The following is a 24,059-nucleotide window of genomic DNA, read 5'->3' on the forward strand; positions in this document are numbered from 1 at the left end:
ATGGCTGGCGATCACACGCCAGTACCGTTGCCAGAGCCGGTGCGCGCGCTGGCGCAGGCCGACTTCGGCGCGGTCGCGCAGCGCTTCGGCGCCGCCGGCTTCGCGGTGGCGCAGCCGGCCGACGGCATCCTGACCATCAAGGCGGAGGGTCACCCCGGGGAGCGGCCTGCGCTGCTGATTTCGGTCGGCGTGCACGGCGACGAGACAGGACCGATCGAAATGGTCGCGCACCTGCTCGACGCCCTGTCGCGCGAGGCGGACAAGCTGGCGGTGAACCTGATGCTTTGCGTCGGTAATATCGGCGCCATCCGCGCCGGCAAGCGCTTCATCGACGCCGACCTCAATCGCATGTTCCGCGCCGAGCGCGGCACGCTGGCCGGTACCGCCGAAGCGGCGCGCGCCGACCAGCTGATCGCCGCTACCGCCGATTTCTTTGGTGACGCGGGACCCGTGCGCTGGCACCTCGACCTGCACACGGCGATCCGGCCATCGGTCTATCCGACCTTTGCCATCGTCCCCGAGATCATCGCCGAGCAACCGCGCCGCGCGCTGCTCGACTGGCTGGGGGCAGCGGGAATCGGCGCGGTGATCATGAATCCGGCGTCGGTGGGCACGTACAGCTACTACTCGGCCGAGCACCACGGCGCGGCCGGCACCACCGTGGAACTGGGGCGTATCGGCACGCTGGGCCAGAACGACCTGGCGCAATTTATCGACGCCTCGCAGGCACTGGACGACCTGCTGCGCGGCGTGCCCACGTCGGGCGCCGGCCGCCAGCCACACATCTTCAACACCGCGCGCCAGATCATCAAGCTCAGCGACAACTTCCGCATGGCCTTCGGCAAGGAGACCCACAACTTTACGGCCATGCAGCAGGGCGAAGAAATCGCCCGTGACGGCGACACGGTCTATACCGTGCAGCACCCGGAGGAGCTGGTGGTGTTTCCCAATCCCGATGTTCGGGTAGGGTTGCGTGCTGGGTTGATGGTGGTACGGGTAGGGTAAAGCGGGCGCACGATTAGCGCACCGGTGCCCATCGTGCCAATCCGGTGTAAGCTAATCGAGCCTACCCTGAGGGCCTCGCTCAGGGAATCTTGCTTACCGAGGAGTTTCCATGTCGAACCTTCCATTTGATTCGTTGGCGTATTCCGAGCGGCTGAAAGAGGCTGGCGTGCCAGCGTCGCAAGCCGCTGTTCATGCCAAGACCCTGGGCGAAGTTCTGGCCAGGGCAGTCGTATTTCCTGAAGATATGACGAGACTCGACACCTCGCTCTCGCAGAAGTTCGACATCGCACAGCTTAAGATGGCAGCCGAGTTCGAGAAGCTGCGCAGCGATATGAACGTGCTCAAGACCATGTTGGGTATCCTGATCAGCCTGACGCTGCCCATCCTTTTCAAACTGTACTTTGCCTGATCACCATAGTACAGCTGCATACAGCCCCAGCGCCGCCGCAGCCGACCAGCACCATACCCTCCAAGCGCTGCAGGTGGCAAACACCCACAGCACATACAGCGTGTAAAACGTAAAACTGAGCAGGCTGGCGATCAATACGCCTTCTGCGCGCGACACGCCCGCTATCCACGGCAGCGCCAAGGCCAGTACCGTCGACAGCAGCGCCGTCAGCCCGTAGCCTCCCACCCCCGCCAGCACGAACCTGCCCGCCACTTCCCAGCGATAGCGTGCGCTCACGCCAGTCGTTTTCTCGCTCACGGCTTCCCCTTTTGAACCTGCCGTGCGCGCCGCGCCATCACCGCCAGCATCACGCCAAATGCCAGCGCCACCAACTCCACGCCGGCGCGCTGCCAGTCGCCAGCCGCTGCATATGCCAACAGGTGCTGACCCGTGGTCAGGGCATTTAATAACGGCAGCGCAAAGCACAGCACCGCGCCGGCCGCCAGTTGCTCGACCCAGGCGCGCATGAAGGGGCGCACCAGCGCATGCAGCAAGGTCGCCAGCCACAGCCACAGGAAGGCGCGGATTTCCCATAGCGCGCGGTCGCTCCACTCGACCGGCAGCAGCCGGTTGGCATAGAAGTAGCCGATACAGGCCACCGCGATACCGGCAATCGCCGCCACGTTGAACGCTTCGATCACGCGATACACACCGGCGGTGGCGCGGCCGAATTCCTGTTCGCTCTTCTTGCGGCGCTTGACGCAAAACAGGATGGTGCCGGTCGCCATCATTGCCGTGCCGAGCAGGCCGCTGATGAAGTACAACCACTTCATGCTCCAGCCGCCAAAGCGCACCAGGTGCAGTGCCTTTAAAACTTCGTGGACGTCGGCGCTGGTGGTCGGCTGGTCTACCTTCGGCGCCTTCACTTCGATCACGGCGCCGGTCACGCCGTCGAACGCCACGCTCGACAAGGTATTGGCGATGGTTTCGGCGCGATGGTCGTCGGCGGGGCCGAATACGCGCACCACCATGCCCGCGCGGCCCGGCTGCTCCACCAGTACGCGCCGCGCGTGCCTGGCCATCAGGCTTTCCGCCTGCGGTACCAGCAGCGCCAGGTCCTGCATTGCCGCCGGCACGCCGCCGCGTGGCCGGCGTGCGGCTGGCTCCTTGCCATCAAGATCGGATTGGTAGCGCTGGTAACCGTCAGTCCCGTACACCGCTTGAAGCGGCCAGGGCATGTAGCTGGTGTAGAAAAACGTCAGCCCGGTATAGACGATCATGAATAGGAATGGCAGCGCCAGCACCGCCGTGGCGTTGTGGGCGTCGAGCCAGGAGCGCTGGCCTTTGCCGGGCCGGAACGTGAAGAAGTCCTTGAAGATGCGCTTGTGGACGACCACGCCGGTCACCAGCGCCACCAGCATGCACATCGAGGCCCAGCCCACCAGCCAGTAGCCGGGCGTATCGGCCTGCAGCATGTAGTGGAACGACATGAAGTGGCGTCCGCCCTCGGTCTTGCGGCTCGATGTCTGGTCGCCCGTGAGCGGCGCGCCGGTGGCCGGGTTCAGCGCGACCGGGCCGCCGCCTTGCCACACCAGCAGGACCGGGCCGCCGTTCTCTCCCGGCAGCTCGATGCGCCAGAAGCGCACCTTGCCGGCATTTGCCTCCAGGTGCGCGGTGGCCGCGCGCAGCACGGCCGCGCGGTCGCCGGGCGCAGCATCCTGCACCACCGGCCGTGCTTCCATCCACTGCGTGATCGGCTGGCGGAAGACCGCCAGCGTCCCGGTGAGGAAAATCGCGCACAGCACCCAGCCCGCCGTCAGGCCGCACCAGGTGTGCAGCCATGACATCTGTTGACGGAAACCGTTTTTCATCACGCACTGAACTCCGCGACGATCAGAAGCTGCCGCGCAGGGTCAGCATCACGTTGCGCGGATCGCCGTAGTAGCTGGCGTTCACAAAGCTCGACAGGGTGCTGTAGTAGCGCTTGTCGAACATATTGTTGAAGTTGACGGTGGCCGACCAGCGCGGGTTGATCTGGTACTTGATCATCGAGTTCCACACCGCGCGGCCGCTGACCACCGCCGACTGCGCGCCGATGGTGCGGTAGCTCATGCTCTGGGTATTGACGCCGCCGCCCACGGTGACGTCGCGCAGCGCACCGTCGGGCTGGTACGTGGTCCACAGGCGCAGCATGTGCTTGGGTGTGAAGCTGTTGAAGGCCAGGCCGCCGCTGTTGACGTCTTCCAGGTACTTGGTGCGGTTGAAGGTGTAGCCGGCGAAGATGTTCCAGTTTTTCAGCAGTTCGCCGCTCGCTTCCGCATCGAGGCCCTGGCTGCGGACCTTGCCGGTGTCGGTGTAGCAGTAGTAGTCGCTGCGGCAGGTGGGGCTGGTGCTGAAGTCTTCCTGCGCGCGGTTTTTCTGCACCACGCGGAACAGCGCCAGCGACGTGTTCAAGCGGCCGCCCAGCAGCTCGCCCTTTACGCCTGCCTCATAGTTGGCGCCTACCAGCGGTTTCAGGGCTTCGCCCGATTCCTTTTGCTCGTATTGCGGCGAGAAGATGTCGGCGTAGCTGGCGTAGGCGTTCCAGGTCGGGCTGATGGCATAGATCAGGCCAGCGTACGGCGCCAGCTTGGCGTGTTCACCCTGGTTGGTGGTTGATACCGACGGCGCGCGGCCGGTGGTAACGGTGTCCCACACGGTGCGCGACCAGCCTACCCGGCCGCCGATGACCAGCTTGAGCGGGTCGGCCAGTTGCAGGCGCACGGCGGTGTACGCGCCGATTTCGCGCGACTTGCCTACCCGCGCCTCGCGCGTGGTCTGGTAAATGAAATCGTCGGACGGTTCCGGGAAATCGGGATTGAAGTTGTTGATGTCGTAGGTGTAGTAGTTGCTGCTCACGCCGTAGATGGTGCGCGCTTCGGCGTACGAGTAGGTCACGCCGGCCACCACTTCGTGGCGGCGGCCCAGCGCGTCGAACTTGCCGGTGATGTTGGCATCCATGCCCGAGAGCTTGTTCTTGGCGATGGTGTTCGAGGCGCGCAGCGCGCCGCGATTGGTGGTCGGGTTGATCGCCACGCCGGAGCCGGCGTACTTCATGTCGTTCTTTTCCTCGACGTAGGCGGTGCTGACTTTCAGCGTCCAGTCGTCGTTGAAATAGTGGGTCAGGTCGGCGAACGCGCCGCGGTTGCTGTTGTTCTGGCGGTTCCAGGTGGCGCCCAGAAAAGTGGAGCGTGGCAGCTCGAGGTCGCGGCCATTGTTGTAGCGTGGCAGACCGTTGAGGAACGGGCGGCCTTTCACTTCCTCGGAGCTGAGCGCGAGGTTCACCGTGGTTTGCGGCGACAGATCGGCTTCGAGCGTGGCAAACAGGGTGGGGCTGCGGCGGTCGGCGTAGTCGATGAACGATTGTTTGTCTTCGTAGTCGGCCACCACGCGCGCGCGCACCTTGCCATCGTCACTGAGCACGCGGCTGGCGTCAAGCTGCACGCCATAGTTGTCCCACGAGCCGGCCTTGGCCACCACACTGGTGGCGTCGGTGGCCAGGGGGCGCTTGCGTACCAGGTTTACCGCGCCACCGGGATTACCGGCGCCTTGCAGCAGGCCGGCCGCGCCGCGCAGCACTTCCACCCGGTCATAGACGGCGGTGCCGGCATTGAGATTGCTGGCGCGCCCGTACATGCCGCGATTGAGCGGCACGCCGTCGTACTGCACGGTGGTCAAATCGAAGCCGCGCGAATAGATGTATTTGCCGCCTTGCGGGCTTTGCTGGATGGTGACGCCGGTGGTGCTGGCCAGGGTGTCGTACACGGTGGTCAGCGCCTGCTCGTCGAGCAGCTGGCGCGTGACCACGCTGATCGATTGTGGAATGTCCTTCAGCGCCTGCTCGCCCTTGCCGATGCTGACCGCGCGCGTGGTGTACGAGCCGGTGCCCTCGGTGGTGGGGCTGGCCTGCGCGGTGACCGACACCGCTCCCAGCGTTTGCACGGCCGCGTCATCGCGGCGCTGGGGACGAATCGTGACCACGGTGCCATCGATATCGGCCGCCAGGCCGCTGCCGGTGAGCAGGATGTGCAATGCGTCGCGCGCGGTCATACGGCCGTTGACGGCCGGCGCGGTTTTACCGGCCACCAGTGCCGGCTGCACCATCAGTTCGAGCCGGGTCTGGCGCGCCAGGGCGTCGAGCGCGGGCGCCAGCGGCTGGGCGCCGATACGGATCTCGACCGCGACTGCCGCTGCTGGCGACGGCGCAGATTGGGCCGATTGGGCGTAAGCGCCGGTGGTGGCACATGCGAGGGCGGCGGCTAACGCCAGCGGCGCAGGTTGAAAGCTGAAACGGGACATGCGATCTCCAGAGGTTGAATAAGAATCCTTCTCATGTAGACGCACGGTGTAACGGAACCCCAACCCCCGCTGCAAAATATTTTTCAGTTATTTTTGATTTATTTTTCGCTGGCGACGATTTCGGTCACCGCGCCGTCGCGCCGCAGCGCCACCGGCAGCACGCGCGGCAGCACGCGGCGGAAGTTTTCCAGCCGCTGAGGATCGAACGTGCCGGTCACGCGCAAGGCGGCGACTTCGGCATCGCGCACCTGCAGACCGGTGCTGCCGTAACGGCCGAATTCCGCCAGCACCTGCGCCAGCGGCGTGTTATCGAACGTGATGCGCCCGTCCCGCCACGGTGCGATGCCCGCTTCCGCCACCCGGCCGATCAATCCCAGCTGGCCATCGGCATCGGCAGCGATGCGCTGGCCGGCGCCCAGCTCCATCACCGGCGAGCCGGCGCCGCCGGTCACGCGCACGCGGCCTTCCTCGACCTGCACCCGGATCTCGTCGGCGCCGGGGATGTCCGGCGTGTGGCGCACCGAGAACCGCGTGCCCACCACGGTCACGCGCACGGCGCCGGCCAGCACCTCGAACGGGCGTGCCCGGTCGCCCTGGACGTGGAACACGGCCTGGCCGCCCAGCAGGCGCACCTCGCGCCGCTCGCGGTACAGGGCGACGGCAATGCGGGTGTCGGTATCGAGCCGCAGCACGCTGCCGTCGGGCAGGGTCACGTCCTGCTGCTGGCCGCGCTGGGTGCGGAAGTTGCCTGCGTAAAGCGGTTGATGCTGCCAGCGGTTCCAGGCCAGGAAGCCGCCACCGGCTGCCGACAGGGCAACCGTCGCCAGCGCGGCGCGCGGCGCCATCGCCGCCAGGCCGGCTAGCCAGTCGCGCCGGCCCCGGGATGCTGGGGCGCTGCTGCGCTGCTCGGCCGCCAGGTCCGCCGCCAGCTGCCGCCGCAGCTGGGCGACGCCATCTGCCGGCAACTCGTCGAGCTGGCGCCAGTCGTCGTGCCAGCGGGCCAGCGCCGCGCGGTGAGCCGGGTTGGCTTGCAGCCAGGCGTGGAACGCGGCTTCCTCGGCGGCCGTGAACGCGCGCTGGCGGCGGGCGAACCAGTCCAGCGCCTGTTGATCGACGTCGCTTGAGTGAGCGGGGGATGACGGGCTTGGGTTCATGGCGATGTCATGGGGATATGGATGTAGACGCGCGAGTCGGCGCCAGCCCAACCCCGGGCGGCGAACAATTTATTCATGCGGTGGACTTTCCGCGCAGCGACGGCACGCCTGCATGGCGTGCTTGATGTGGCGCTCGACCATCGTCACCGAAATCCCCATCTGCTGCGCCACGGCCGCCTGCGACAGGCCGTCGAATTTGTGCAGGATGAAGGCTTCGCGGCAGCGCAGCGGCAGCTCGCCGATCACGGCCAGCATCGCCTGCACACCCTGGGCGGACATGGCGGCGGTTTCGGGTTCGAGGGCGGCGGGGGCGGCCAGCGTATCGAGCACCTCGAAGTCGTCGGCATGGTGGTCGGGTTCAGCGGAAACACCGCGAACGGTATCGCGCCGGTGCTGGTCGATCATGAGGTTGCGCGCGGTGCGGTAGAGCAGGGCGCGCGGTTCGGCGATGGTCACACCGTCCTGCTGCATGGCGAGCACGCGCGCATAGCTTTCCTGCGCCAGGTCGGCGGCAGCCTCGCGGTTGTTCACCGCGCGCGACAGGAAATTGAGCAGTTCTCGGTAGTAGCGTGTTACCACATAGGTCCAAAGCCAAGGGGACGACGGCTCCCGTCACAGGCTGGCTTGGACTGCTTTGGCTGACCCTGGGTGTCCGGGATACCCCTTCTTATCCCGACCGGCCCAATTTTACAGGCTGGCTCCCGGCTGGTCAGCAGTAACTTGTTAGTTGCTTCCCTGGCCGCGCACGATGAGGACGGCGGCGAGCGTGGCGACAAAGCCCAGCAGAGCGGCGGCAACGCCCACGGCAGGGTGGACACGGCGCGAGACAGTGGGAATGTGGGAATGGATTTTTTTAACCGGCATAACACGAATCTCCTGGATGTCTTATATAAGTATCAAACTTGTACCAAGAGTAGCGCGCGTATCGATCTCGATCTACATCCTGGCTGTATCAAAAGTAAGTAACTGTAACGACGATAGCATTGTTAACACTTTATTTAAGTTGTATAGATCACACACAAGAACTTTCTTTAGGGAAGGCGTAAAGGCCTATAATCGCTTAGTTTTTTTGCCCGAACATATCTCCCACAAGGAATCACTGTGAATCAAACGCTGGTCCAGAAGCTGACCCGTACCAAGCCGGTCGCTCCACCTGTCGAGCATGTCAGCGCCGATCAAGCGCCTGCCGGCAACCGCCTTCATCGCTCGATGGGATTGTTTCCGCTGACCATGATCGGCGTTGGCGCCACCATCGGCACCGGCATTTTCTTCACGATGGTCGAGGCCGTACCCAAGGCCGGCCCGTCGGTGGTGTTGTCGTTCCTGATCGCGGCCATTACCGCCGGCCTGACGGCGCTGTGCTATGCCGAATTGTCGTTCCGCATACCCGCGTCGGGTTCGTCGTATTCGTTCGCTTACGCCACGGTGGGAGAGTTTTTGGCCTTTATCATGGCCGCCTGCCTGCTGCTCGAGTATGGATTGGCGGCCAGCGCCACGGCAATCGGCTGGTCCGACTACCTGAACAACTTCCTCAATAATGCCTTCGGTTGGCATATCCCGGAAATGCTGCGCTCACCCATGATCGTGGCCACGGCCAGCCACGGCATCGAGTTGCGTCCCGGCCATATCAACCTGCCGCCGATCCTGCTGGTGATCCTTTGTTGCGGGCTGCTGATCCGTGGCACCAAGGAATCGGCCACCACCAATGCCATCATGGTGCTGATCAAGCTGGCGATTCTGGTGTTCTTTATCGTGATCGCGTTCTCGGGTTTCGATATCAATAACTTCCACCCGTTCTTCAGCCCGGACAACGGCGTCCACTACACCGGCATGGCCGGGGTGACTGCCGCTGCCGCCACCGTGTTCTTCTCGTTTATCGGCCTCGACACCGTGGCCACCGCCGGCGAAGAAGTGCGCAATCCTACCCGCAACGTGCCGATCGGCATCTTGTCGGCGTTGGCGATCGTTACCGTGTTTTATATGCTGGTGGCGTTCGCGGCCATGGGCGCGCAGCCGGCGTCGATGTTTGCCGGCCAGGAAGCGGGCCTGGCGGTGATTTTGCAGAACGTCACCGGCCAGAAGTGGCCGGCGCTGGTGCTGGCGGCCGGCGCGGTGATTTCAGTCTTCAGCGTGACCCTGGTAACGATTTACGGCCAGACCCGCATCCTGTACGCGATTTCCAAGGATGGCCTGATTTCCAGGACGTTCCAGAAAGTGAATCCGCGCACGGCGTCGCCGGTGCAAAACACCCTGATCGTCAGCCTGGTGGTGGGACTGGTGGCCGGCTTTGTCGATGCGACCTTTCTGTGGGACATGGTCAGCATGGGCACCTTGACAGCGTTCATCGTGGTGTCGCTGGCGGTGCCGGTACTGCGCTACAAGCAGCGCGCCAACCCGACCGCCGGTTTCCGCGTGCCGTTCGGCCCTTACCTGGTGCCGGGGCTCAGCATCAGTGCCTGCTTGTACCTGATGTTCGGCCTGTCGCTGACCACGTACACGATCTTTGCGATCTGGATGTCGGCCGCTGTTATTACGTATTTCCTGTACGGCATGCGCAATTCAAAATTGAACAAGGCATAGACAGCCAGCCCAGGCCCGGACGTTAAAAAGCCCCGGTCCGCTTATGCGGCCGGGGCTTTTGCCATTTTGTTCGGGACGCCGGAGCGCTTAACATAACCTTCAGGGCAAGGCGCAGCGACGAAGACAGTACGAATGTACGGCGAGGAGCTGCAACGAAGCCATGGAGGTTTTGTTATGCGCTCTTATTTTGCGTCGCTTGGCTTGGAGCCGAGGTAAAGACGCAGGGCAACGGCGGTCAGGGCAACGGCAACTGGCAGGTTTTCGATGATGGTCAGCATGTTATTTCTCCTAGATTCAGTGATTCAAACAGGGATCACGACAACTTAAGCGCGGGCCGCGGCGTAACGCAGTTCCGACGCCAGGCTCGGCGAGTGTGCGGCCACTTCGTTGGCGGTGCTGCTCAGCCACCAGATGGTTTCTTCGGTGCTTTGTTCAGCAGCGATTTGCTCGGCAACGGCAACTGGCTTCTTGACGAACACCGCGACGAACAACTTGCGCACTGCGTTGGTAACGTCGCTGGCGAAGTCGGTAACGTTGGTGTGGTAGTTGAAAACGGTGGTAGTCATGTGCTGCTCCTTGAAAATGTCTGTTTGATGCAGTGCAGTATGCGCCTCTCCAAGAAATAAATATACTTTCATTTTGTGATGCATGCGATACGCAAAACGTATAACACCATCGTGTTGCCGCACGGTATGGTATTCAGAAAACTGATAAGCCCTGGCGTTGACACTGCAACTTTATTAGTCAGGCAATATTGCGCAGGACCGTCTGGCTGTAGCCGATAATTTTCACCGCGTCGGCCTGTAGCAGGCGGATGCGGCGCTGTACCAGCGGCCAGCCCGACCACGGCACGGCGTCCGCCGAGGGGGCCGCTTCCAGTGCTGGTTGCGCCTGGATATAAGCAGCTTGCGGATCGAGCGCCTGGCTCAGGGTGCGTACCACCTGCTCGTGGCTGATGCCGAGCATGGCGTTGACTGGCTCGGTCGGCAACTCGACCACGTGGCGGCGCAGGATGGCGCGCAGGGCAGCCACGTGCGCCACCAGCAGGTAATTCTGCACGATGAACAAATTGATATCTTCGACCGCGCGGCGCTTGCTGGCCGGCTCGTCCAACATGCGCACCAGCGCCGAGCTGAGCGCCGCCAGGCTGTCCATCAGGCGCTTGCGCTCGATGCGGTAGGCAAAATCGTCCTTGCCTTTGCCCTGTAGCAGGTCGAAGCTGGCCTGCATATAGCGCAGGTTGACTTCCAGCACGCCGCGCACCAGCCGGGGCACGCTCTGGTATTCCCAGTTGGCCAGCACGAAGCTGAAAGCGGTGGCCACGGCCGCGCCGATGAAGGTATCGACCAGCCGCTCCATGATCAGGTCGTTATTCCCGGGTGCAATCAAATGCATTTGCAGCAGGATCATGATCGACACCGCCACTGCCGCATACCGGTAACGCAGGTAAATAAACGTGGGGGTGGCCACCGTGGCCAGTACCAGCATGGCCAGGATCACCGCCATGCTGTTAATCAGGTGCAGCACCACTGCCGTGATCACGCAGCCGATGATGGTGCCGATGATGCGATCGGTTCTGCGCTGCTTGGTCATGCTGAAGCTCGGTTTCAGGATGATGACGATGGTCAGCACGATCCAGTAACTGTGCGCCGCGTATGGCAGCAGCGCTGCCACAGCCAGGCCCACCGAGATCGCCATGGCCACCCGCAGCGAGAAGCGGAAGATCGGCGAATCGAGCCGCAGGTGCGACAGGATCATGCGCAGTTCGTATTTCTGCTGCGACAGGAACGGCCCCATGTCGGCGTCAACCCAGAACGGTGTGGTCGCGTAGGCCTTCTGGCTGGCCTGGTGCAGTTCGCCGATCATCTTGATGATGGCGCGAATCTTGTTGCGCTGCGCGCGCAGCACCGCCAGCGCCTCCTGCTCCGGTTTGCCGGTGGCGATGCGCGCTTGCAGGGCCGCCAGCTCCGCTTCGATGGCGTCGAGTTCCGGGCCGTAGGTAATTTCCGGGTACGAGGCTTTCTTGCGGGTGACGTCGTAGGCCACCGATTCGATATCGCGTGCGCACTTCCAGGCCAGGTCGTGCAGGGTTTTCATGACCGGCGAGTCGGCCAGGTGCAGGCGCAGCTGGGCGTAGTCAGTGTGGGTGGACAGCACCAGTTCGTACAGGTCGAGCATGCACACGTGGGTTTGCACCACGATGGCGTCCTTGGCGTTCAGGTGGGCGCGCAGGATCAGGTCGCGCGAGGCCTGCTGGCGGTCGGCCAGCACGCTTTGCTGGCGCACCAGCTTGTTGAACTGCTCGTTCAGGTTGAAGCGGGTGTCATAGAAATCGGCCTTGATGTCGATGTAATGGGCCAGCTCGAACAGCGCCTCGGCCAGCACCTGTTGCTTGATACGGTGGCGCAAGATCCACGAAATCCCCATCGCATACGCCAGGTAAGCCACCGCGCCCGAGGTAAACCAGGCGGTGTGGATGAAGGACTGGGTGGCCGTCATCGAGTGTTCCATCGACATGGTCATGATGAACAGCGTGGCCAGTTGCAGCGGCATCGACTTTTTGCCGTACACCACCATCATGCAGGCGAAAAAGCTGATCAGGACCAGCATGGTCATCAATAGCCAGTGCAACGGCGCGCACAGGCTGATCAACAACGTCACGAAGCTGCACAGCAGCACGGACGCGCTCATCTCGTTGAACTTGTGGCGCAGCGGGCTGGGCATGTCCATCAGCGCCGTGCACAGGGCGCCGATACACACCGTCATTGCCGTGTGCAGGTCGGTAAATTGCAGCGAGATCAGGGTGACGCCGACCAGGCCGGCGGCAAAACGCAGCCCCAGGTAAAAATAGTGGCTGTAGAAAAACGTGCGCAGGTTGAGTGCGTAGTGCATGCGGTGACCTTGTGGGCAGCGGAACAAGCGACAAGATGCACGCGGCGGGATCGCCGCTGCGTGCATCCGAAGAACTCAGATTGTCTAAAACCTTAGAAGACCGATAACACCGGGTAACGGCGCCATTCCGGCTCGGCGTGGCGCTGGCCGTGTTCGAAGATAAAGCCCAGTACCGCATCCTGTTGCGACAGCAGCGCCGGGTTGGCCGCTTTCCACGCATCGAACTTCGCCTTCAGTTCAGGCTCGGCACCCAGCATCTCCAGCGCCAGGTCTTCGAACACATAGTCCGAGTATGCCTCTTTCTTCTCCAGCACGCTGTTGAAAAAGCCCCAGCGGAAGAAGGAATCGTGGCCCAGGGGTTCGAGCGTTTCCACCGCGTAGCGGGCATTGTGCTGCTTGAGCGGAATGAACCAGTCGCCGGCTTGCACCGTGAAGCTGCCCGTGCGCGCTTCGAGCTCGACCGCGTCGTGGTACATATGGCCTTCGTAGGCGTTCGGGCGCGAGGTGACCGAGACGATGTGATAGTACTGCGCCTCGATGGTGGCGGCCTCGTCGAACGGCGCCATCTCCACGCCGTTCCACTTCAGGCGCTCGATCGCTTCGCGCCACGCTTGCGGCACGATGTAGCCCTTGGGCGCGCGCACGGTGGCTGCCGGCACAAAGCTGTTGTAGTAGGCGATGTCCTTTTCCCAGGGCTGGGTGCGGTCGTACGACAGGCGCTGGTAGTCGCCCAGCAGGCTGGGGCTGCGCTTGGCGGCGTAGCCCTGGAAGCGGAAGGTCGATGGATTGGACTCGTCCATCTTCCAGTTCACGGTAAATTCAGTGGCGTTGGCGGCCTGTTCGCGGGCGTCGGCGCGCAGGTCGATGATCTGCTTGCCGTGGGTGGTCGTAAACGCCATGGTCACGTCGAGCAGCGCGCGCATCGATTCGTAGCGGTCCTTGAACGGCTTGAGCATGTGCGTTTCCGGCATAAAGCCGATCACGTGGTGCAGGGCCGCGAAGCCGGTGGAAAAGCGCGGCACTTCGAGAAATTCGGCGATGCCGTCGTCGGGCGTGTCCTGCACCGGGTTCACGTATGGGCAGGTGGGCCAGCCCTTCGCGGCCATCTGCTCGTAGATGTGCGGCAGCATGGTCTGGCGCAGGAACGGACCCAGCCCGTAGCCGAGCTTGTCGGCCTGGGTGTGGATCAGCGTCATCGTGTACGGGTAGTCGGCGCCGTTGGACGTGTGCGTATCGACCATCACGTCCGGGTCCCAGGTGCTGACCAGCTGGTTGAACAGCTGGGCGTTGAGGGTGTCGCACTTGATGAAGTCGCGGTTCAGGTCCAGGTGGCGGCTGTTGCCACGGAAACCGAACTGCTCCGGGCCGTCCTGGTTCACGCGCGATGTGTTGGCGCGGTTCAGCGCGCCATCGACGTTGTACAGCGGCACGAACAGCAGCACGGTGGTACCCAGTGCCTCCAGCTTGTCGGCATCGAAACACAGGTCGCGCACGATGGCCATGCAGGCATCGACACCTTCGGGTTCGCCGGGGTGGATGCCGTTGTTGTTGAAGAAGACCGGGCGGCCTTGCGCCTTGATCAGGTGGCGGTCAAACACGCCATCGGCGCTGACCACGCCGGCGTGGATCGGGATGCCGCCATCGGACGTGCCGATCTGTTCAAAACGCAGCACTTGCGGAAAGCGCTGCGCCAGCTGCTCGTAGAAGGCGATGCATTCGCTGTGCAAGGTGGTCTGGTTTTGATTGCCCTGTTCGTAGGGTGTCGGCATTTCTGGGTGCATGGCGGTCTGGTTCTCAGGGTGCATGGTGGAGGTGCGTGCGGTGTGCCTCGTGAGCTTGCCGGCACGTTTCAAGGGCAGCAATTGTATCATTGCTGCCCGTTTTTTGAGCGGTTGCGGCGCTGTAGTTGCGTTGCTTCAAGGAAAATATCGGCTGTCGATGATGTACTGGCGCCATGCTCATCGAGGCGGGAGACGGCCATGCGGAACAGACCTGGAGTGACGATGCTGGTCATCGTGGTGTTGCTGGCGCTGGCATGCCGGGCGGTGCTGGCGCAGATCGGACCGCGCTACTCGGTACAGCTCAAAGCGGGCATGTACACGCCGGCGCAGCAGGGCCGGGTGGAGCTGGCCGGCAGCGGGCTGGCGCTGATCCGGTACCAGGGGCTGGCGATCCTGGCGGTGGGCGCCGATGCCGACGCCTACAGCGCCGAGGCGGTGCGGCACTGGCCGGTCGCCGATTTGCTGGTGCTGACGCCGGCCAACCACGGGCGCTACGGCGGCCTGGCGCCGCTGGCGTCATTGCACGGACTGGGCGTGGTGTTGCCGGAGTTGGGCGGCCACCTGGCAGTGCCGCCGCCAGACGGGCAGGGGCCGCGCTGGTATCCGCTGCACACCTGGGATGCGCTGCACCTGCGCAAGGGCAAAACCTCGCTGCGCGTCACTGCCATGCCCGGTCAGCCGGGAACGGCGCACGTGGCCGGTTTCATGCTGGAGCTCGGCCATGGCAGGGCATCGTACCGCGTGTACCTCGGTTGCACGCCGCTGGCGGACGAAGAATTACGCGCCTTGCCCGACCGCCTGCCGGGTGCCGACCTGGCGCTGTTGCCGGCGCAGCAGGGGCTGCAATTGCTGCCGTTGCGCCGCCGGCAGGCGCCAGAGCCCTTGGCCGCTGAAGGTTACGCCTTCACTGCCGTGCGGCGCTAGCCGCCAGTCCACAGCGTCAACGGGGACCTGCGTCCCCATGGCCCCTACAGGAACCCGCCCCAGGCTTTCCAGGGCGCTTGGCGCTGCCAGTGCAGAGCGGATTTACTTCTTGGCGTTGGTCTCGACCCACGCCGCATAGGTATCGATGAACTTCTTCAGGAATTTCTTGGTCTCTTCGTTGCTGACCTTGCCGTCGTCGCCCAGCAGCTTGGTGGCATTGCCGATGTACATCTCCGGCTGTTGCAGCACTGGCATGTCGAGGAACACCAGAGACTGGCGTACGCTGTGGTTGGCGCCGAAGCCGCCGGGCGCGCCGGGGGTGACGCTGACCACGCCGGCCGGCTTGCCGCTCCAGACGCTGCTGCCGTAAGGCCGCGAGCCGACGTCGAGCGCATTCTTCAGCGCGGCGGTGGTCGATCGGTTGTATTCCGGGGTGAAGAACAGCACGCCATCGTATTCCTTGACGCGGTCGCGGAACTGGGTCCAGGCCTGCGGCGCCACTGCACCGTTTTCTTCGAGGTCCTGGTTATAGATGGCCAGCTCGCCGATCTCGACGATCTCCAGGCTCAGCGACTCGGGCGCCAGCGCGATGACCTCGTGGGCGAACTTGCGGTTGATCGACTCTTTACGCAGACTGCCGATGATGACAGCGATTTTCTTGGCGGGCATGGAATCTCCTGTGGGGTTGGACAATAGGGGGTAGTAAACGACCTCTTACTGTAACCGATCCCCACTGCCACAGGGCGCGCGCCAGCCTTTTGGGAGGGACCGCTGGCGTGCCCGCAGGTGGCGTTCGGAACCATCTCAGGCATACCGCAATTGCAGCCCCGATGAAAGCCGTGGTACGGTCTGACGAGCCGCTGCAGGCGCCTGCTTCACGTTGTCGAGTTGAAACACGCTGACCACCGTGTCCAGCCCTTGCGCCTGTTCATGCAGGGAGTCGGCAGCGGCGCTTGCTTCTTCGACCAGGGCCATGTTCTGCTGGGTAAGACCGTCCATTTGCACGATGGCAGCGCGGATCTGGTCGAGGCCGATGGCCTGCTCCTGGCTGGCGTCGGTGATCTCGCCCATGATGCCGGTGACGCGTTGCACGCTGCCCACGATTTCCTGCATGGTCGCGCCGGTCTGGTCCACCAGCCTGGCGCCGCTGCCCACTTTTTGCACTGAGTCCTCGATCAGCGCCTTGATTTCTTGCGCTGCGGCTGCCGAGCGTTGTGCCAGGTTGCGCACTTCGGACGCCACCACCGCAAAGCCCCGGCCCTGTTCGCCGGCGCGGGCCGCTTCCACTGCCGCATTGAGCGCCAGGATATTGGTCTGGAACGCGATGCCGTTGATGACGCTGATAATGTCGGCAATCTTGTTCGACGATGCGCTGATCGATCCCATGGTTTCGACTACCTGCGCCACCAGCACGCCGCCCTTGACGGCGACTTCGGAGGCCGAGAGCGCCAACGTATTGGCTTGGCGCGCACTGTCGGCATTCTGTTTGACGGTGGCTGTCATTTCTTCCATCGACGAGGAGGTTTCTTCCAGCGACGCCGCCTGTTCGGCCGAGCGCTGCGACAGGTCCTGGTTGCCGGCCGCAATCTGCGCGGACGCGCTGGCCATGTGGGTGGTGCTGCCGCGTACTTCGGCGACGATGCCGGCCAGGTTGCCTTTCATCGTGTCGAGCGCGGTCAGCAAGGTGCCGATTTCGTTAGTGCTATGTGCAGTGGCGCTGCCACGCAGGTCGCCGGCCGCGACCCGCCCGGCAATCGCCATCGCCTGTTGCAGGGGCTGGGCGATGGAATTGATCAGCAAGTAGCCGACAGCCAGCGCCAGCGCAGCACCCATGACCAGTGCAGCAATCGTGCTGTAGCGCATGGTGGCCAGGCTGTCCTGGACGAGAGCGTGATTGGCGTCGGCGTGCGCCCCGCTGAACTTCTCCAGCGCGGCCAATGCCACGTCGCCGATGCGGTAAGTGGGATTGATCTTCTTGATGAGTACCAGCTCGGCATCGTCCCAGTCGCCATTCCGGATGGCGGCGACGGCAGCGGCAATGTGGGCCACGCCCAAGCCGTCGCTGGCGCGGTACCACTCCTGCGCCAGGCGTTTCTGTTCGACGTTGTCGATGCTGCCGATATAACGCTGCCAGCGGTCACTGATGCGCTGGCTGGCCGCGTCGATCACGCCCCAATGCACGCCCAGCTCGTGGTCGTGCAGCTTGGCCCATTCGAATTCGGTGTTGTGTTGCAGCGCCTGCAGGATCTGGCTGCGGTTGGTTTCCATGTCGAGCCGAATGGCATTGCGTTCGCCGGACCGGGCCTGATCGGCCAGCGTGACATCGTTGATCAGGGCGACCGAGCGGCCGGCGGCATAAATGCCGTAGCTGCCGATGAGCACGATGACGGCCATGAGTGTTGCCAGTGCGGCGATGACCAGGTGTTTGATTTTGATATTTGACAGCATCGATTGCCTCGAGAATGCATGGTACTAGGTTAAGTAGAGTTGCACTATAGCACCATAATTTGAATTCATCATATTTTTCTATTGAATTTAGCATTTCAGCGAAAGTCTGGTCCTTGTTCAGCCACATCGATTGCGTTACAGTCCGGCATGGTCAACAGACTTCCTTCTTCAGAAACAGCGGCCGATAGCGATCCGCAATCCATCCTGACCAGCAAGGGCGTCGCTGCCCTGTTGGGCATTTCAATCTCGACAGCACAGTTGTGGATGGAAAACGGCAATCTGCCGTCGTGGAAAACGCCGGGCGGGCATCGCCGCGTGCACCTGTCGTCGGTGCAGCGCTTGCAACAGCGCCTCGCGCATGACGCGGGCCTGGCCGACGTCGCACCCCTGAGCGGCGATGTGCTGAGCCCCGCCGAAGTGCAGCGGCTGGCGGCGGTGGAGCGCTCGGGATTACGAGAATGCGAGACCGGACCGATATTCGACCCGTTGACCTGGCTGGCGGCCACCGTCACCACGGCGCCAATTGCCTTGCTGACGTTGCTGACGCAATCGCAGCAACTGTTTTTATCGCGCCAGGGCGTGACGATGAAAGACACCCCGCGTGACTGGGCCTTCTGCAACTACACGATTGCCCAGGACGACATGTTCTTTGTCACCGATACGCTCGACGACGCGCGGTTTCGCGACAACCCGCTGGTGACCGGCGCTCCGCATATTCGCTTTTATGCTGGTGTGCCGCTGATTGACGCCGACGGTTTCAAGCTCGGTTCGCTGTGCGTAATCGATACCGAGCCGCGTCGTCTGACCGGTCAGCAAGCGCGCGCCTTGCGCGAGCTTGGCGACATCGCGCGCCGTGAGCTCGGCGTCCGCCAGCAGCGTTAAGGCCAACTAAGCCCACATAAGCCCACATAAAAAAACCAGCCGCGTTGCCGGGGCGTGGTTTTGATGTGCCGGGATAAACGCTTATTCGGCGTTCATTTCCTTGAGCAGGTTGTCGGCGTGGTCCACGTGTTTCATGTTCCACAGGATGTAGCGCAGGTCGACCTGGATCGAGCGCGTCATGGCCTTGTTGAAGTCCCAGTCCGAGATGATCGAATCGAGCGTGCCGTCAAAGGCCAGGCCGATCCATTCACCTTTGCTGTTGAGCGCGGCCGAGCCGGAGTTGCCGCCCGTGATGTCCAGCGTGGCCAGGTAGGCAACCGGTACCGATTTCAGCGTCGGGTCGACATATTTGCCGAAGTCCTTGGCCTTGATCGCGGCCAGCTGCGCTTTCGGCGCGTTGAACTCGCCGGTGCCGGTGGCTTTGGCGGCCACGCCAGCGACGGTGGTGAACGCTTTCCAGTCGCTGCCATCGGAACCCGGCTGGCGGCCGGCGATCTGGCCGAAGGTCACGCGCAGGGTGCTGTTGGCGTCAGGATAAACGGCCTGGCCTTTGCTGTTCATGTAAGCAATTTTTGCTTTCATGTAGTTGGCATAGGCTTCCTGCAGCTTGCCGCCCAGTGCTTCCTCTTTCTCTTCGTCTTTCAGATCCGGGCCGTACAGCGCCACGGCGGCCTGGATGAAGCTGTCGTCGCTGGCCTTGAAGTCCGCCGGTTTTTTATCGATCCACGCAGTGCGCACGGCGGCGTCGCCCAGCTTGCTGCCAGCATACAATTTGTCCAGTGCCGCTTGCAGGTCGGCCTTGCTCATACCGTCCTTGATGCCCAGTACCTTGTCGAAGGCGGCGTTGCGCTGCTTGGCTGGCTCGGCGGCGTACTTGACCAGGCTGTTCAGGATCAGCGCCTTGTCCACTTTCTCGTCATAGTTGCGCACCAGTGCTGCGACGCTCGACTTGATGCGCGGTACGTCGCGGACCTGGTAGCCCGACTTGCGCTCGGTGTCCGGCTTGGTGTTTTCGTTGGCCAGGCGGTACAACATGCGTGCCGTGTTCAGCAGGCGTGGCTTGGACGACGACAGGAAATAGTCGCGCTTGGTCTCCGCGTCACGCTCGGCGATCAGCTTTTCCACGGCTGCGATGTCGGCGCCGAATTCCTTTTTACGGGCGGCATCGGCATTGATCCACTGTTTCAGCGCTTCATGCTCGGCGGTCTTGCGGGCCAGCATGTCGCTGCCGGCGTACGAGTCCAGCATGCCCTGGCGGTTCTTGTAGTAGTTGTTGATGCTGGCCACTTGCGACGCGTACTTGAGCGCGGTGTCCTTGTTGTCCTTGGTGGTCTCGGCAATGATCGCCAGGCTCTCGCCCGACGATTTCACGAAGGCCGGGTAGCTCCAGTCGAACGTGTAGGCCACTTCCGATGGCAGGCGGTGGCGGTTGGTGCGGCCAGGGTAGCCCAGGACCATGACGAAGTCGCCTTCCTTGACGCCTTCCTTGGCCAGCTTCAGATAGTGCTGAGGCACGTACGGCACATTGTCCTCGCTGAAGTCGGCAGCCTTGCCGTCGCGGCTCACGTAGGCGCGGTAGAAACCGTAGTCGCCGGTGTGGCGCGGCCACATCCAGTTGTCGGTGTCGCCACCGAATTTACCCACGCCTTCAGGCGGTGCGTGCACCAGGCGCACGTCGCGGATTTCCAGTTGCTTGATCAGGTAGAACTCGAGGCCGCCGTAGAACGACGACACGGTGCAGCGGTGGCCGGCGTCCTTTTCGCACTCGGCCTGGATGCTCTTGGTGTTTTTCTCGATCGCGTCGAGGCGGGCCTTGCCGTCGAGCTTGGCGACGGCCGCAGTGATCACCTGCTTGCTGACGTCGGTCACGGCCTTGGTGACGAAAATGCGGCTGCCTGGGGCGGCCGGCAGCTCTTCGCTCAGGGTCTTGGCCAGGAAGCCGTTGGCCAGCAGGTCACGCTCGGGCGTGGAATTGTGGGCCACGCTGCCATACACGCAGTGGTGGTTGGTGGCGACCAGGCCTTGCGGCGAGACGAACGAGGCCGAGCAGCCGCCCAGGCTGACGATGGCGCCCATCGGGAACTCGGTGAGCTTGGTCAGCGAGGCAGGGTCGAGCGCCAGGCCGGCGGCTTTCAGTTGATTCGCTACTTGTGGCAGCTGTTGCGGCATCCACATGCCTTCGTCGGCGTGGGCGGCAGCGGTGGTGCTCAGGATGGCGAGCGCGATCAGTGTCTTATACATTTGTTATATATCGTTTTCCAAAGTGGTGATTGGGAACAGCGGGAGGAGTATATCAACAAAAAAAAGCCCTGCGCATCCACGGCTGTGGATGGCAGGGCTTTGTTGCAATGCCGGGGAATCAGTCGGCTTTGATGGCTTCGATCTGGATTGCCAGCTTGACTTCCGGCGAGAATGCGGGCAGACCGATATTGAGGCCGAAGTCGCTGCGCTTGAACTCGGCGGTGGCGTCGGCGCCGCACGCTTCCTTCTTGTAGCGCGGATGCATGATGCATTTGAACTTGTCGATCTTCAGCGACACCGGCTTGGTCACGCCCATCATGGTCAGCTCGCCATCCACGCCCACCAGCTTGTCCCCCTCGAACTTGAAGGTTTTGCCGACGTAGGTCATGGTCGGATACTTGGCCACGTTGAACATGGTGTCGTCCTTGGCGTGCTTGTTCATCGCATCGAGGCCGAAGTCGATCGAGTCGGCCTCGATCTTGACGTTCAGCGCGCCGGTCTTGGCTGCCGGATCGAGCGTTACCGTGCCGCTGCTCTTGTTGAACTTGCCGCGCCAGACCGACAGGCCCATGTGGTCGGCCTCGAAGCTCGGGAACGTGTGGGTCGGGTCGAGATTGTAGGTCGTGCTCGCCGCCATCGACGAGGCGGTGGCGGCGGTCAACAGCGTGGCGATCAGTAACTTCAGCTTCATGCGAGGTATCTCCCTGGTGGTGGTGGTGGTGGTGATTGATTAGCCGGCGACGACGTGGAACTTCAGGACCACTTCATCGGCAACCATGCTGGTGTCTTTCCATTCACCTTCGCCGATATTGTAGGCCAGGCGCTTGATCGGCAGGGCGCCGTCGAATACCTGCTTGCCGCCTTCGGTTTTCACGGTCAGCGGGAAGGTGACGTCGGTGGTCTTGCCCTTGACGGTCAGCTTGCCGGTGACGGTCAATTTACCGGCGCCGGCTGCCTTGATCGAGCTCGAGACGAACGTCGCTTTCGGGAACTGGGCGGCGTTGAACCATTCTTTCTTTGCCACTTCCTTGTTGTAGTCGGGGTCGCCCATGTCGAGGCTGGCCGTTTCCACTTCCACGGTCGCTTTCGATGCGTCCGGCTTGGCCGCGTCGTAGTCGATGGTGGCGGTGAATTTCTTGAATTTCGACTCGATCGGCACGTTCATCTGCTTGAAGGTGGCGCTGACCGTGGATTTGGCCGGATCGGCCTTGAGTGCTGCGGCGCCGGCGATCAGGCTCACGCCCAGCAGGGAGACGAAGGCAAGTTTGTTCAGGGTTTTCATGTGGGGCTCCGGGTAAGTAAAGTCGCGGGATTAGAACGGCAGCATGCGTTTGAGCGTGGTGTCGCGGTCGAAAAAGTGATGCTTGAGGGCGGCCAGGGCATGGGCCACGACTGCGCCCGCCATGGTCATGACCAGGACGTAGTGCACCGTCTTCAACAGCGCCTTGAGTTCGGGGTCGGGGGCGATGATCATCGGCAGTTGCACCAGCTTCAGGTACACCACCGGCACGCCGGCCGCGCTGCCGTACAGGTAGCCGGAAATCGGCGCGGCAAACATCAGGAAGTACAGCAGGTAATGCATGCCTTCGGCCAGCTTGTGCTGGAGCGGAGGAATGCTGGCCAGTGCCGCAGGCGGCTTGTGCGACAGGCGCCACAGCAGGCGTATCGCCACCAGGGCCAGTACCGTCACACCGATCCATTTATGCCAGGAAAAGTATTTGAGCTTGGTGGGCGAGAAGCCGGGAATGGCAACCATGGTCAGCCCGAGGAAAAAGGCTGCGATGATCATCACGGCGATCAGCCAGTGCAGGAGCATGGCTGTCTTGGTATAGCGTTGCATAGGTGCTCCAGAAATTAGTACGTGTTAGGACTAAATCGGACTATAGCAAACAAATAATTCTTTTGCTTAACTTTGCATTAAACCAGAATAAAAAAGCCCCCGGAACTTTTCAGTTGCGGGGGCTAGTGTAAGCGAGATTTCTTTAATTTATCAGATGGCTTTGGCCAGAGCCGCTGCAATGCCGATGTAGTTCGCCGGCGTCATCGCCAGCAGGCCGTCCTTGGCTTCCTGCGGAATGGCCAGGCCGGTGATGAAGTCGCGCAGCGCGTCTTTCGAGATGCCCTTGCCGCGCGTGAGTTCCTTCAACTGCTCGTACGGGTTCTCGATGCCGTAGCGGCGCATCACGGTTTGCACCGGCTCGGCCAGCACTTCCCAGTTGGCGTCGAGGTCGGCTGCCAGGCGGGCCGGGTTGACTTCCAGCTTGTTCAGGCCGCGCAGGCAGCTGTCATAGGCCAGCAGCGTGTAGCCGAAGCCCACGCCGATATTGCGCAGCACGGTCGAGTCGGTCAGGTCGCGTTGCAGGCGCGAGACCGGCAGTTTTTCCGACAGGTGTTTCAGCACGGCGTTGGCCAGGCCGAGGTTGCCTTCGGAGTTTTCGAAGTCGATCGGGTTGACCTTGTGCGGCATGGTGGACGAACCGATTTCGCCAGCCTTCAGCTTTTGCTTGAAGTAACCGAGCGACACATAGCTCCAGATGTCGCGGTTCAGGTCCAGCAAGATGGTGTTGGCGCGGGCAAAGGCGTCGAACAGTTCGGCCATGTAGTCGTGCGGCTCGATCTGGATCGTGTACGGATTGAACTGTAAGCCCAGGCGCGTTTCGATCACGTCTTTCGAGAACGCTGCCCAGTCGAACGATGGGTACGCCGACAGGTGGGCGTTGTAGTTGCCCACGGCGCCGTTCATCTTGCCGAGGATTTCCACCTGCTCGATACGCTTGATCGCGCGCTGCAGGCGGGCCACGACGTTGGCCATTTCCTTGCCCAGGGTGGTCGGGCTGGCGGTCTGGCCGTGGGTGCGCGAGAGCATCGGCAGGTCGGCGTTGGCGTGGGCGATTTCGGTCAGCTTGGCGATCACGTTGCGCAGCGACGGCAGCATCACGGTGTCGCGCGCGGCCTTGAGCATCATGCCGTGCGAGGTGTTGTTGATGTCTTCCGAGGTGCAGGCGAAGTGGATGAATTCGGAGGCGGCAACCAGTTCCGGCACATCCTTCACTTGTTCCTTGAGCCAGTACTCCACGGCCTTGACGTCGTGGTTGGTGACGGCTTCGATTTCCTTGATGCGGGCGGCGTCCTGTTCGGTGAAGCCGGCGGCGATCTTGTCGAGCAGGGCCGAGCCTTCGGCCGAGAACGGCTTGATCTCGTCGAAGCCGGCCAGCGACAGCGCTTGCAGCCACGAGATTTCCACCTTGACGCGGTGGTGCATAAAGCCGGACTCGGACAGGATGGGACGCAGCAGATCGGTTTTACCGGCGTAGCGGCCGTCCAGCGGGGACAGCGCCGACAGCGTGGAGTAAGGAGTAGTGGTCATGATGGCAGGAGTGGGTGAAAAATGCGCAAAGGCAGATTTTACCATTGGCAGGGCAGGTG

22 protein-coding genes are annotated in these 24,059 nt (G+C 62.7%); 5 read left to right on the forward strand and 17 right to left on the reverse strand.

Annotation, left to right across the window (positions count from 1 at the left end):
- Together SR858_RS00320 and SR858_RS00325 are read left to right on the forward strand one after the other, a co-directional pair.
- A complete protein-coding gene (locus SR858_RS00320) occupies window positions 1–1,005 on the forward strand; it encodes a succinylglutamate desuccinylase (RefSeq protein ID WP_019923604.1) in 1,005 nt (334 codons plus the stop codon).
- 109 nt (window positions 1,006–1,114) lie between these two features.
- The gene (locus tag SR858_RS00325) at window positions 1,115–1,414 is read left to right on the forward strand and encodes a CCDC90 family protein (protein ID WP_019923605.1); all 300 of its coding nucleotides are present in this window, start codon (window positions 1,115–1,117) and stop codon (window positions 1,412–1,414) included.
- Here SR858_RS00325 and SR858_RS00330 read toward each other — a convergent pair whose 3' ends face one another.
- The 6 genes from SR858_RS00330 to SR858_RS00355 all read right to left on the reverse strand — a co-directional run bounded on the left by SR858_RS00330 (window position 1,415) and on the right by SR858_RS00355 (window position 7,749).
- Window positions 1,415–1,711, reverse strand: a complete 297-nt coding sequence (locus tag SR858_RS00330; protein ID WP_019923606.1) for a hypothetical protein — start codon at window positions 1,709–1,711, stop codon at window positions 1,415–1,417. It abuts the gene before it with no gap.
- Complete coding sequence (locus tag SR858_RS00335; protein ID WP_019923607.1) at window positions 1,708–3,264, reverse strand: PepSY-associated TM helix domain-containing protein; 1,557 nt, start codon at window positions 3,262–3,264, stop codon at window positions 1,708–1,710. The genes SR858_RS00330 and SR858_RS00335 overlap by 4 nt, the downstream gene beginning before the upstream one ends.
- A gap of 22 nt (window positions 3,265–3,286) precedes the next feature.
- Complete coding sequence (locus tag SR858_RS00340; protein ID WP_019923608.1) at window positions 3,287–5,731, reverse strand: TonB-dependent siderophore receptor; 2,445 nt, start codon at window positions 5,729–5,731, stop codon at window positions 3,287–3,289.
- A 98-nt stretch (window positions 5,732–5,829) separates the two neighbouring features.
- Window positions 5,830–6,885 (reverse strand): FecR family protein, encoded by a 1,056-nt coding sequence (locus tag SR858_RS00345; RefSeq protein ID WP_019923609.1) that lies wholly within the window; start codon window positions 6,883–6,885, stop codon window positions 5,830–5,832.
- Window positions 6,886–6,954: 69 nt separating this feature from the next.
- Window positions 6,955–7,464: a sigma-70 family RNA polymerase sigma factor gene (locus SR858_RS00350; protein WP_019923610.1), complete on the reverse strand. Its 510-nt coding sequence runs from the start codon at window positions 7,462–7,464 to the stop codon at window positions 6,955–6,957.
- 144 nt (window positions 7,465–7,608) lie between these two features.
- Window positions 7,609–7,749 (reverse strand): hypothetical protein, encoded by a 141-nt coding sequence (locus SR858_RS00355; protein WP_019923611.1) that lies wholly within the window; start codon window positions 7,747–7,749, stop codon window positions 7,609–7,611.
- 237 nt (window positions 7,750–7,986) lie between these two features.
- On the opposite strand from SR858_RS00355, the gene SR858_RS00360 reads away from it, so the two are divergent.
- Complete coding sequence (locus SR858_RS00360; RefSeq protein ID WP_019923612.1) at window positions 7,987–9,465, forward strand: APC family permease; 1,479 nt, start codon at window positions 7,987–7,989, stop codon at window positions 9,463–9,465.
- A 323-nt stretch (window positions 9,466–9,788) separates the two neighbouring features.
- Here SR858_RS00360 and SR858_RS00365 read toward each other — a convergent pair whose 3' ends face one another.
- The 4 genes from SR858_RS00365 to SR858_RS00380 form a co-directional block, all read right to left on the reverse strand.
- Entirely contained in the window at window positions 9,789–10,031 is a 243-nt protein-coding gene (locus SR858_RS00365) for a hypothetical protein (protein ID WP_019923614.1), read from the reverse strand.
- Between the two features lie 178 nt (window positions 10,032–10,209).
- Window positions 10,210–12,357: an FUSC family protein gene (locus SR858_RS00370; RefSeq protein WP_019923615.1), complete on the reverse strand. Its 2,148-nt coding sequence runs from the start codon at window positions 12,355–12,357 to the stop codon at window positions 10,210–10,212.
- 92 nt (window positions 12,358–12,449) lie between these two features.
- Entirely contained in the window at window positions 12,450–14,138 is a 1,689-nt protein-coding gene (locus SR858_RS00375; protein ID WP_026637598.1) for a M14 family zinc carboxypeptidase, read from the reverse strand.
- 86 nt (window positions 14,139–14,224) lie between these two features.
- Window positions 14,225–14,371: a hypothetical protein gene (locus SR858_RS00380; RefSeq protein WP_157094840.1), complete on the reverse strand. Its 147-nt coding sequence runs from the start codon at window positions 14,369–14,371 to the stop codon at window positions 14,225–14,227.
- On the opposite strand from SR858_RS00380, the gene SR858_RS00385 reads away from it, so the two are divergent.
- Window positions 14,361–15,062, forward strand: a complete 702-nt coding sequence (locus SR858_RS00385) for a hypothetical protein (RefSeq protein ID WP_019923617.1) — start codon at window positions 14,361–14,363, stop codon at window positions 15,060–15,062. The genes SR858_RS00380 and SR858_RS00385 overlap by 11 nt on opposite strands.
- 102 nt (window positions 15,063–15,164) lie before the next feature.
- Here SR858_RS00385 and SR858_RS00390 read toward each other — a convergent pair whose 3' ends face one another.
- Both SR858_RS00390 and SR858_RS00395 read right to left on the reverse strand, forming a co-directional pair.
- A complete protein-coding gene (locus SR858_RS00390; protein ID WP_019923618.1) occupies window positions 15,165–15,731 on the reverse strand; it encodes an NADPH-dependent FMN reductase in 567 nt (188 codons plus the stop codon).
- Window positions 15,732–15,866: 135 nt separating this feature from the next.
- Entirely contained in the window at window positions 15,867–17,510 is a 1,644-nt protein-coding gene (locus tag SR858_RS00395) for a methyl-accepting chemotaxis protein (protein WP_019923619.1), read from the reverse strand.
- Between the two features lie 147 nt (window positions 17,511–17,657).
- Between SR858_RS00395 and SR858_RS00400 the strand changes: the two genes are divergently transcribed.
- Entirely contained in the window at window positions 17,658–18,392 is a 735-nt protein-coding gene (locus tag SR858_RS00400) for a GAF domain-containing protein (RefSeq protein WP_026637600.1), read from the forward strand.
- Between the two features lie 81 nt (window positions 18,393–18,473).
- Here SR858_RS00400 and SR858_RS00405 read toward each other — a convergent pair whose 3' ends face one another.
- The 5 genes from SR858_RS00405 to purB all read right to left on the reverse strand — a co-directional run bounded on the left by SR858_RS00405 (window position 18,474) and on the right by purB (window position 24,000).
- On the reverse strand, window positions 18,474–20,633 hold the full coding sequence (locus SR858_RS00405; protein WP_019923621.1) for a S46 family peptidase: 2,160 nt from the start codon (window positions 20,631–20,633) through the stop codon (window positions 18,474–18,476).
- Window positions 20,634–20,751: 118 nt separating this feature from the next.
- Window positions 20,752–21,324, reverse strand: coding sequence for a YceI family protein (locus SR858_RS00410; protein ID WP_019923622.1), 573 nt, complete (start codon window positions 21,322–21,324; stop codon window positions 20,752–20,754).
- 39 nt (window positions 21,325–21,363) lie between these two features.
- Window positions 21,364–21,915 carry a YceI family protein gene (locus SR858_RS00415; protein ID WP_019923623.1) on the reverse strand — a complete coding sequence of 184 codons (552 nt, stop codon included), beginning with the start codon at window positions 21,913–21,915 and terminating at the stop codon, window positions 21,364–21,366.
- 30 nt (window positions 21,916–21,945) lie between these two features.
- Complete coding sequence (locus tag SR858_RS00420; protein WP_019923624.1) at window positions 21,946–22,473, reverse strand: cytochrome b; 528 nt, start codon at window positions 22,471–22,473, stop codon at window positions 21,946–21,948.
- 150 nt (window positions 22,474–22,623) lie between these two features.
- Complete coding sequence (gene purB / locus SR858_RS00425) at window positions 22,624–24,000, reverse strand: adenylosuccinate lyase (RefSeq protein ID WP_019923625.1); 1,377 nt, start codon at window positions 23,998–24,000, stop codon at window positions 22,624–22,626.
- Between the last annotated feature and the right edge of the window lie 59 nt (window positions 24,001–24,059).

Origin of the sequence: Duganella zoogloeoides, assembly GCF_034479515.1 — a bacterium.
Classification (GTDB): Bacteria; Pseudomonadota; Gammaproteobacteria; order Burkholderiales; family Burkholderiaceae_D; genus Rugamonas; species Rugamonas zoogloeoides.

What these genes read in the sequence shown, in the direction of transcription:
- SR858_RS00420 (WP_019923624.1), bottom strand. Translation starts at nt 22,473, where the DNA reads ATGCAACGCTATACCAAGACAGCCATGCTCCTGCACTGGCTGATCGCC.
- SR858_RS00390 (WP_019923618.1), bottom strand. Translation starts at nt 15,731, where the DNA reads ATGCCCGCCAAGAAAATCGCTGTCATCATCGGCAGTCTGCGTAAAGAG.
- SR858_RS00345 (WP_019923609.1), bottom strand. Translation starts at nt 6,885, where the DNA reads ATGAACCCAAGCCCGTCATCCCCCGCTCACTCAAGCGACGTCGATCAA.
- SR858_RS00355 (WP_019923611.1), bottom strand. Translation starts at nt 7,749, where the DNA reads ATGCCGGTTAAAAAAATCCATTCCCACATTCCCACTGTCTCGCGCCGT.
- SR858_RS00380 (WP_157094840.1), bottom strand. Translation starts at nt 14,371, where the DNA reads ATGACCAGCATCGTCACTCCAGGTCTGTTCCGCATGGCCGTCTCCCGC.
- purB (WP_019923625.1), bottom strand. Translation starts at nt 24,000, where the DNA reads ATGACCACTACTCCTTACTCCACGCTGTCGGCGCTGTCCCCGCTGGAC.
- SR858_RS00325 (WP_019923605.1), top strand. Translation starts at nt 1,115, where the DNA reads ATGTCGAACCTTCCATTTGATTCGTTGGCGTATTCCGAGCGGCTGAAA.
- SR858_RS00415 (WP_019923623.1), bottom strand. Translation starts at nt 21,915, where the DNA reads ATGAAAACCCTGAACAAACTTGCCTTCGTCTCCCTGCTGGGCGTGAGC.
- SR858_RS00365 (WP_019923614.1), bottom strand. Translation starts at nt 10,031, where the DNA reads ATGACTACCACCGTTTTCAACTACCACACCAACGTTACCGACTTCGCC.
- SR858_RS00405 (WP_019923621.1), bottom strand. Translation starts at nt 20,633, where the DNA reads ATGTATAAGACACTGATCGCGCTCGCCATCCTGAGCACCACCGCTGCC.
- SR858_RS00370 (WP_019923615.1), bottom strand. Translation starts at nt 12,357, where the DNA reads ATGCACTACGCACTCAACCTGCGCACGTTTTTCTACAGCCACTATTTT.
- SR858_RS00400 (WP_026637600.1), top strand. Translation starts at nt 17,658, where the DNA reads ATGGTCAACAGACTTCCTTCTTCAGAAACAGCGGCCGATAGCGATCCG.
- SR858_RS00375 (WP_026637598.1), bottom strand. Translation starts at nt 14,138, where the DNA reads ATGCACCCAGAAATGCCGACACCCTACGAACAGGGCAATCAAAACCAG.
- SR858_RS00410 (WP_019923622.1), bottom strand. Translation starts at nt 21,324, where the DNA reads ATGAAGCTGAAGTTACTGATCGCCACGCTGTTGACCGCCGCCACCGCC.
- SR858_RS00320 (WP_019923604.1), top strand. Translation starts at nt 1, where the DNA reads ATGGCTGGCGATCACACGCCAGTACCGTTGCCAGAGCCGGTGCGCGCG.
- SR858_RS00340 (WP_019923608.1), bottom strand. Translation starts at nt 5,731, where the DNA reads ATGTCCCGTTTCAGCTTTCAACCTGCGCCGCTGGCGTTAGCCGCCGCC.
- SR858_RS00335 (WP_019923607.1), bottom strand. Translation starts at nt 3,264, where the DNA reads ATGAAAAACGGTTTCCGTCAACAGATGTCATGGCTGCACACCTGGTGC.
- SR858_RS00385 (WP_019923617.1), top strand. Translation starts at nt 14,361, where the DNA reads ATGCTGGTCATCGTGGTGTTGCTGGCGCTGGCATGCCGGGCGGTGCTG.
- SR858_RS00395 (WP_019923619.1), bottom strand. Translation starts at nt 17,510, where the DNA reads ATGCTGTCAAATATCAAAATCAAACACCTGGTCATCGCCGCACTGGCA.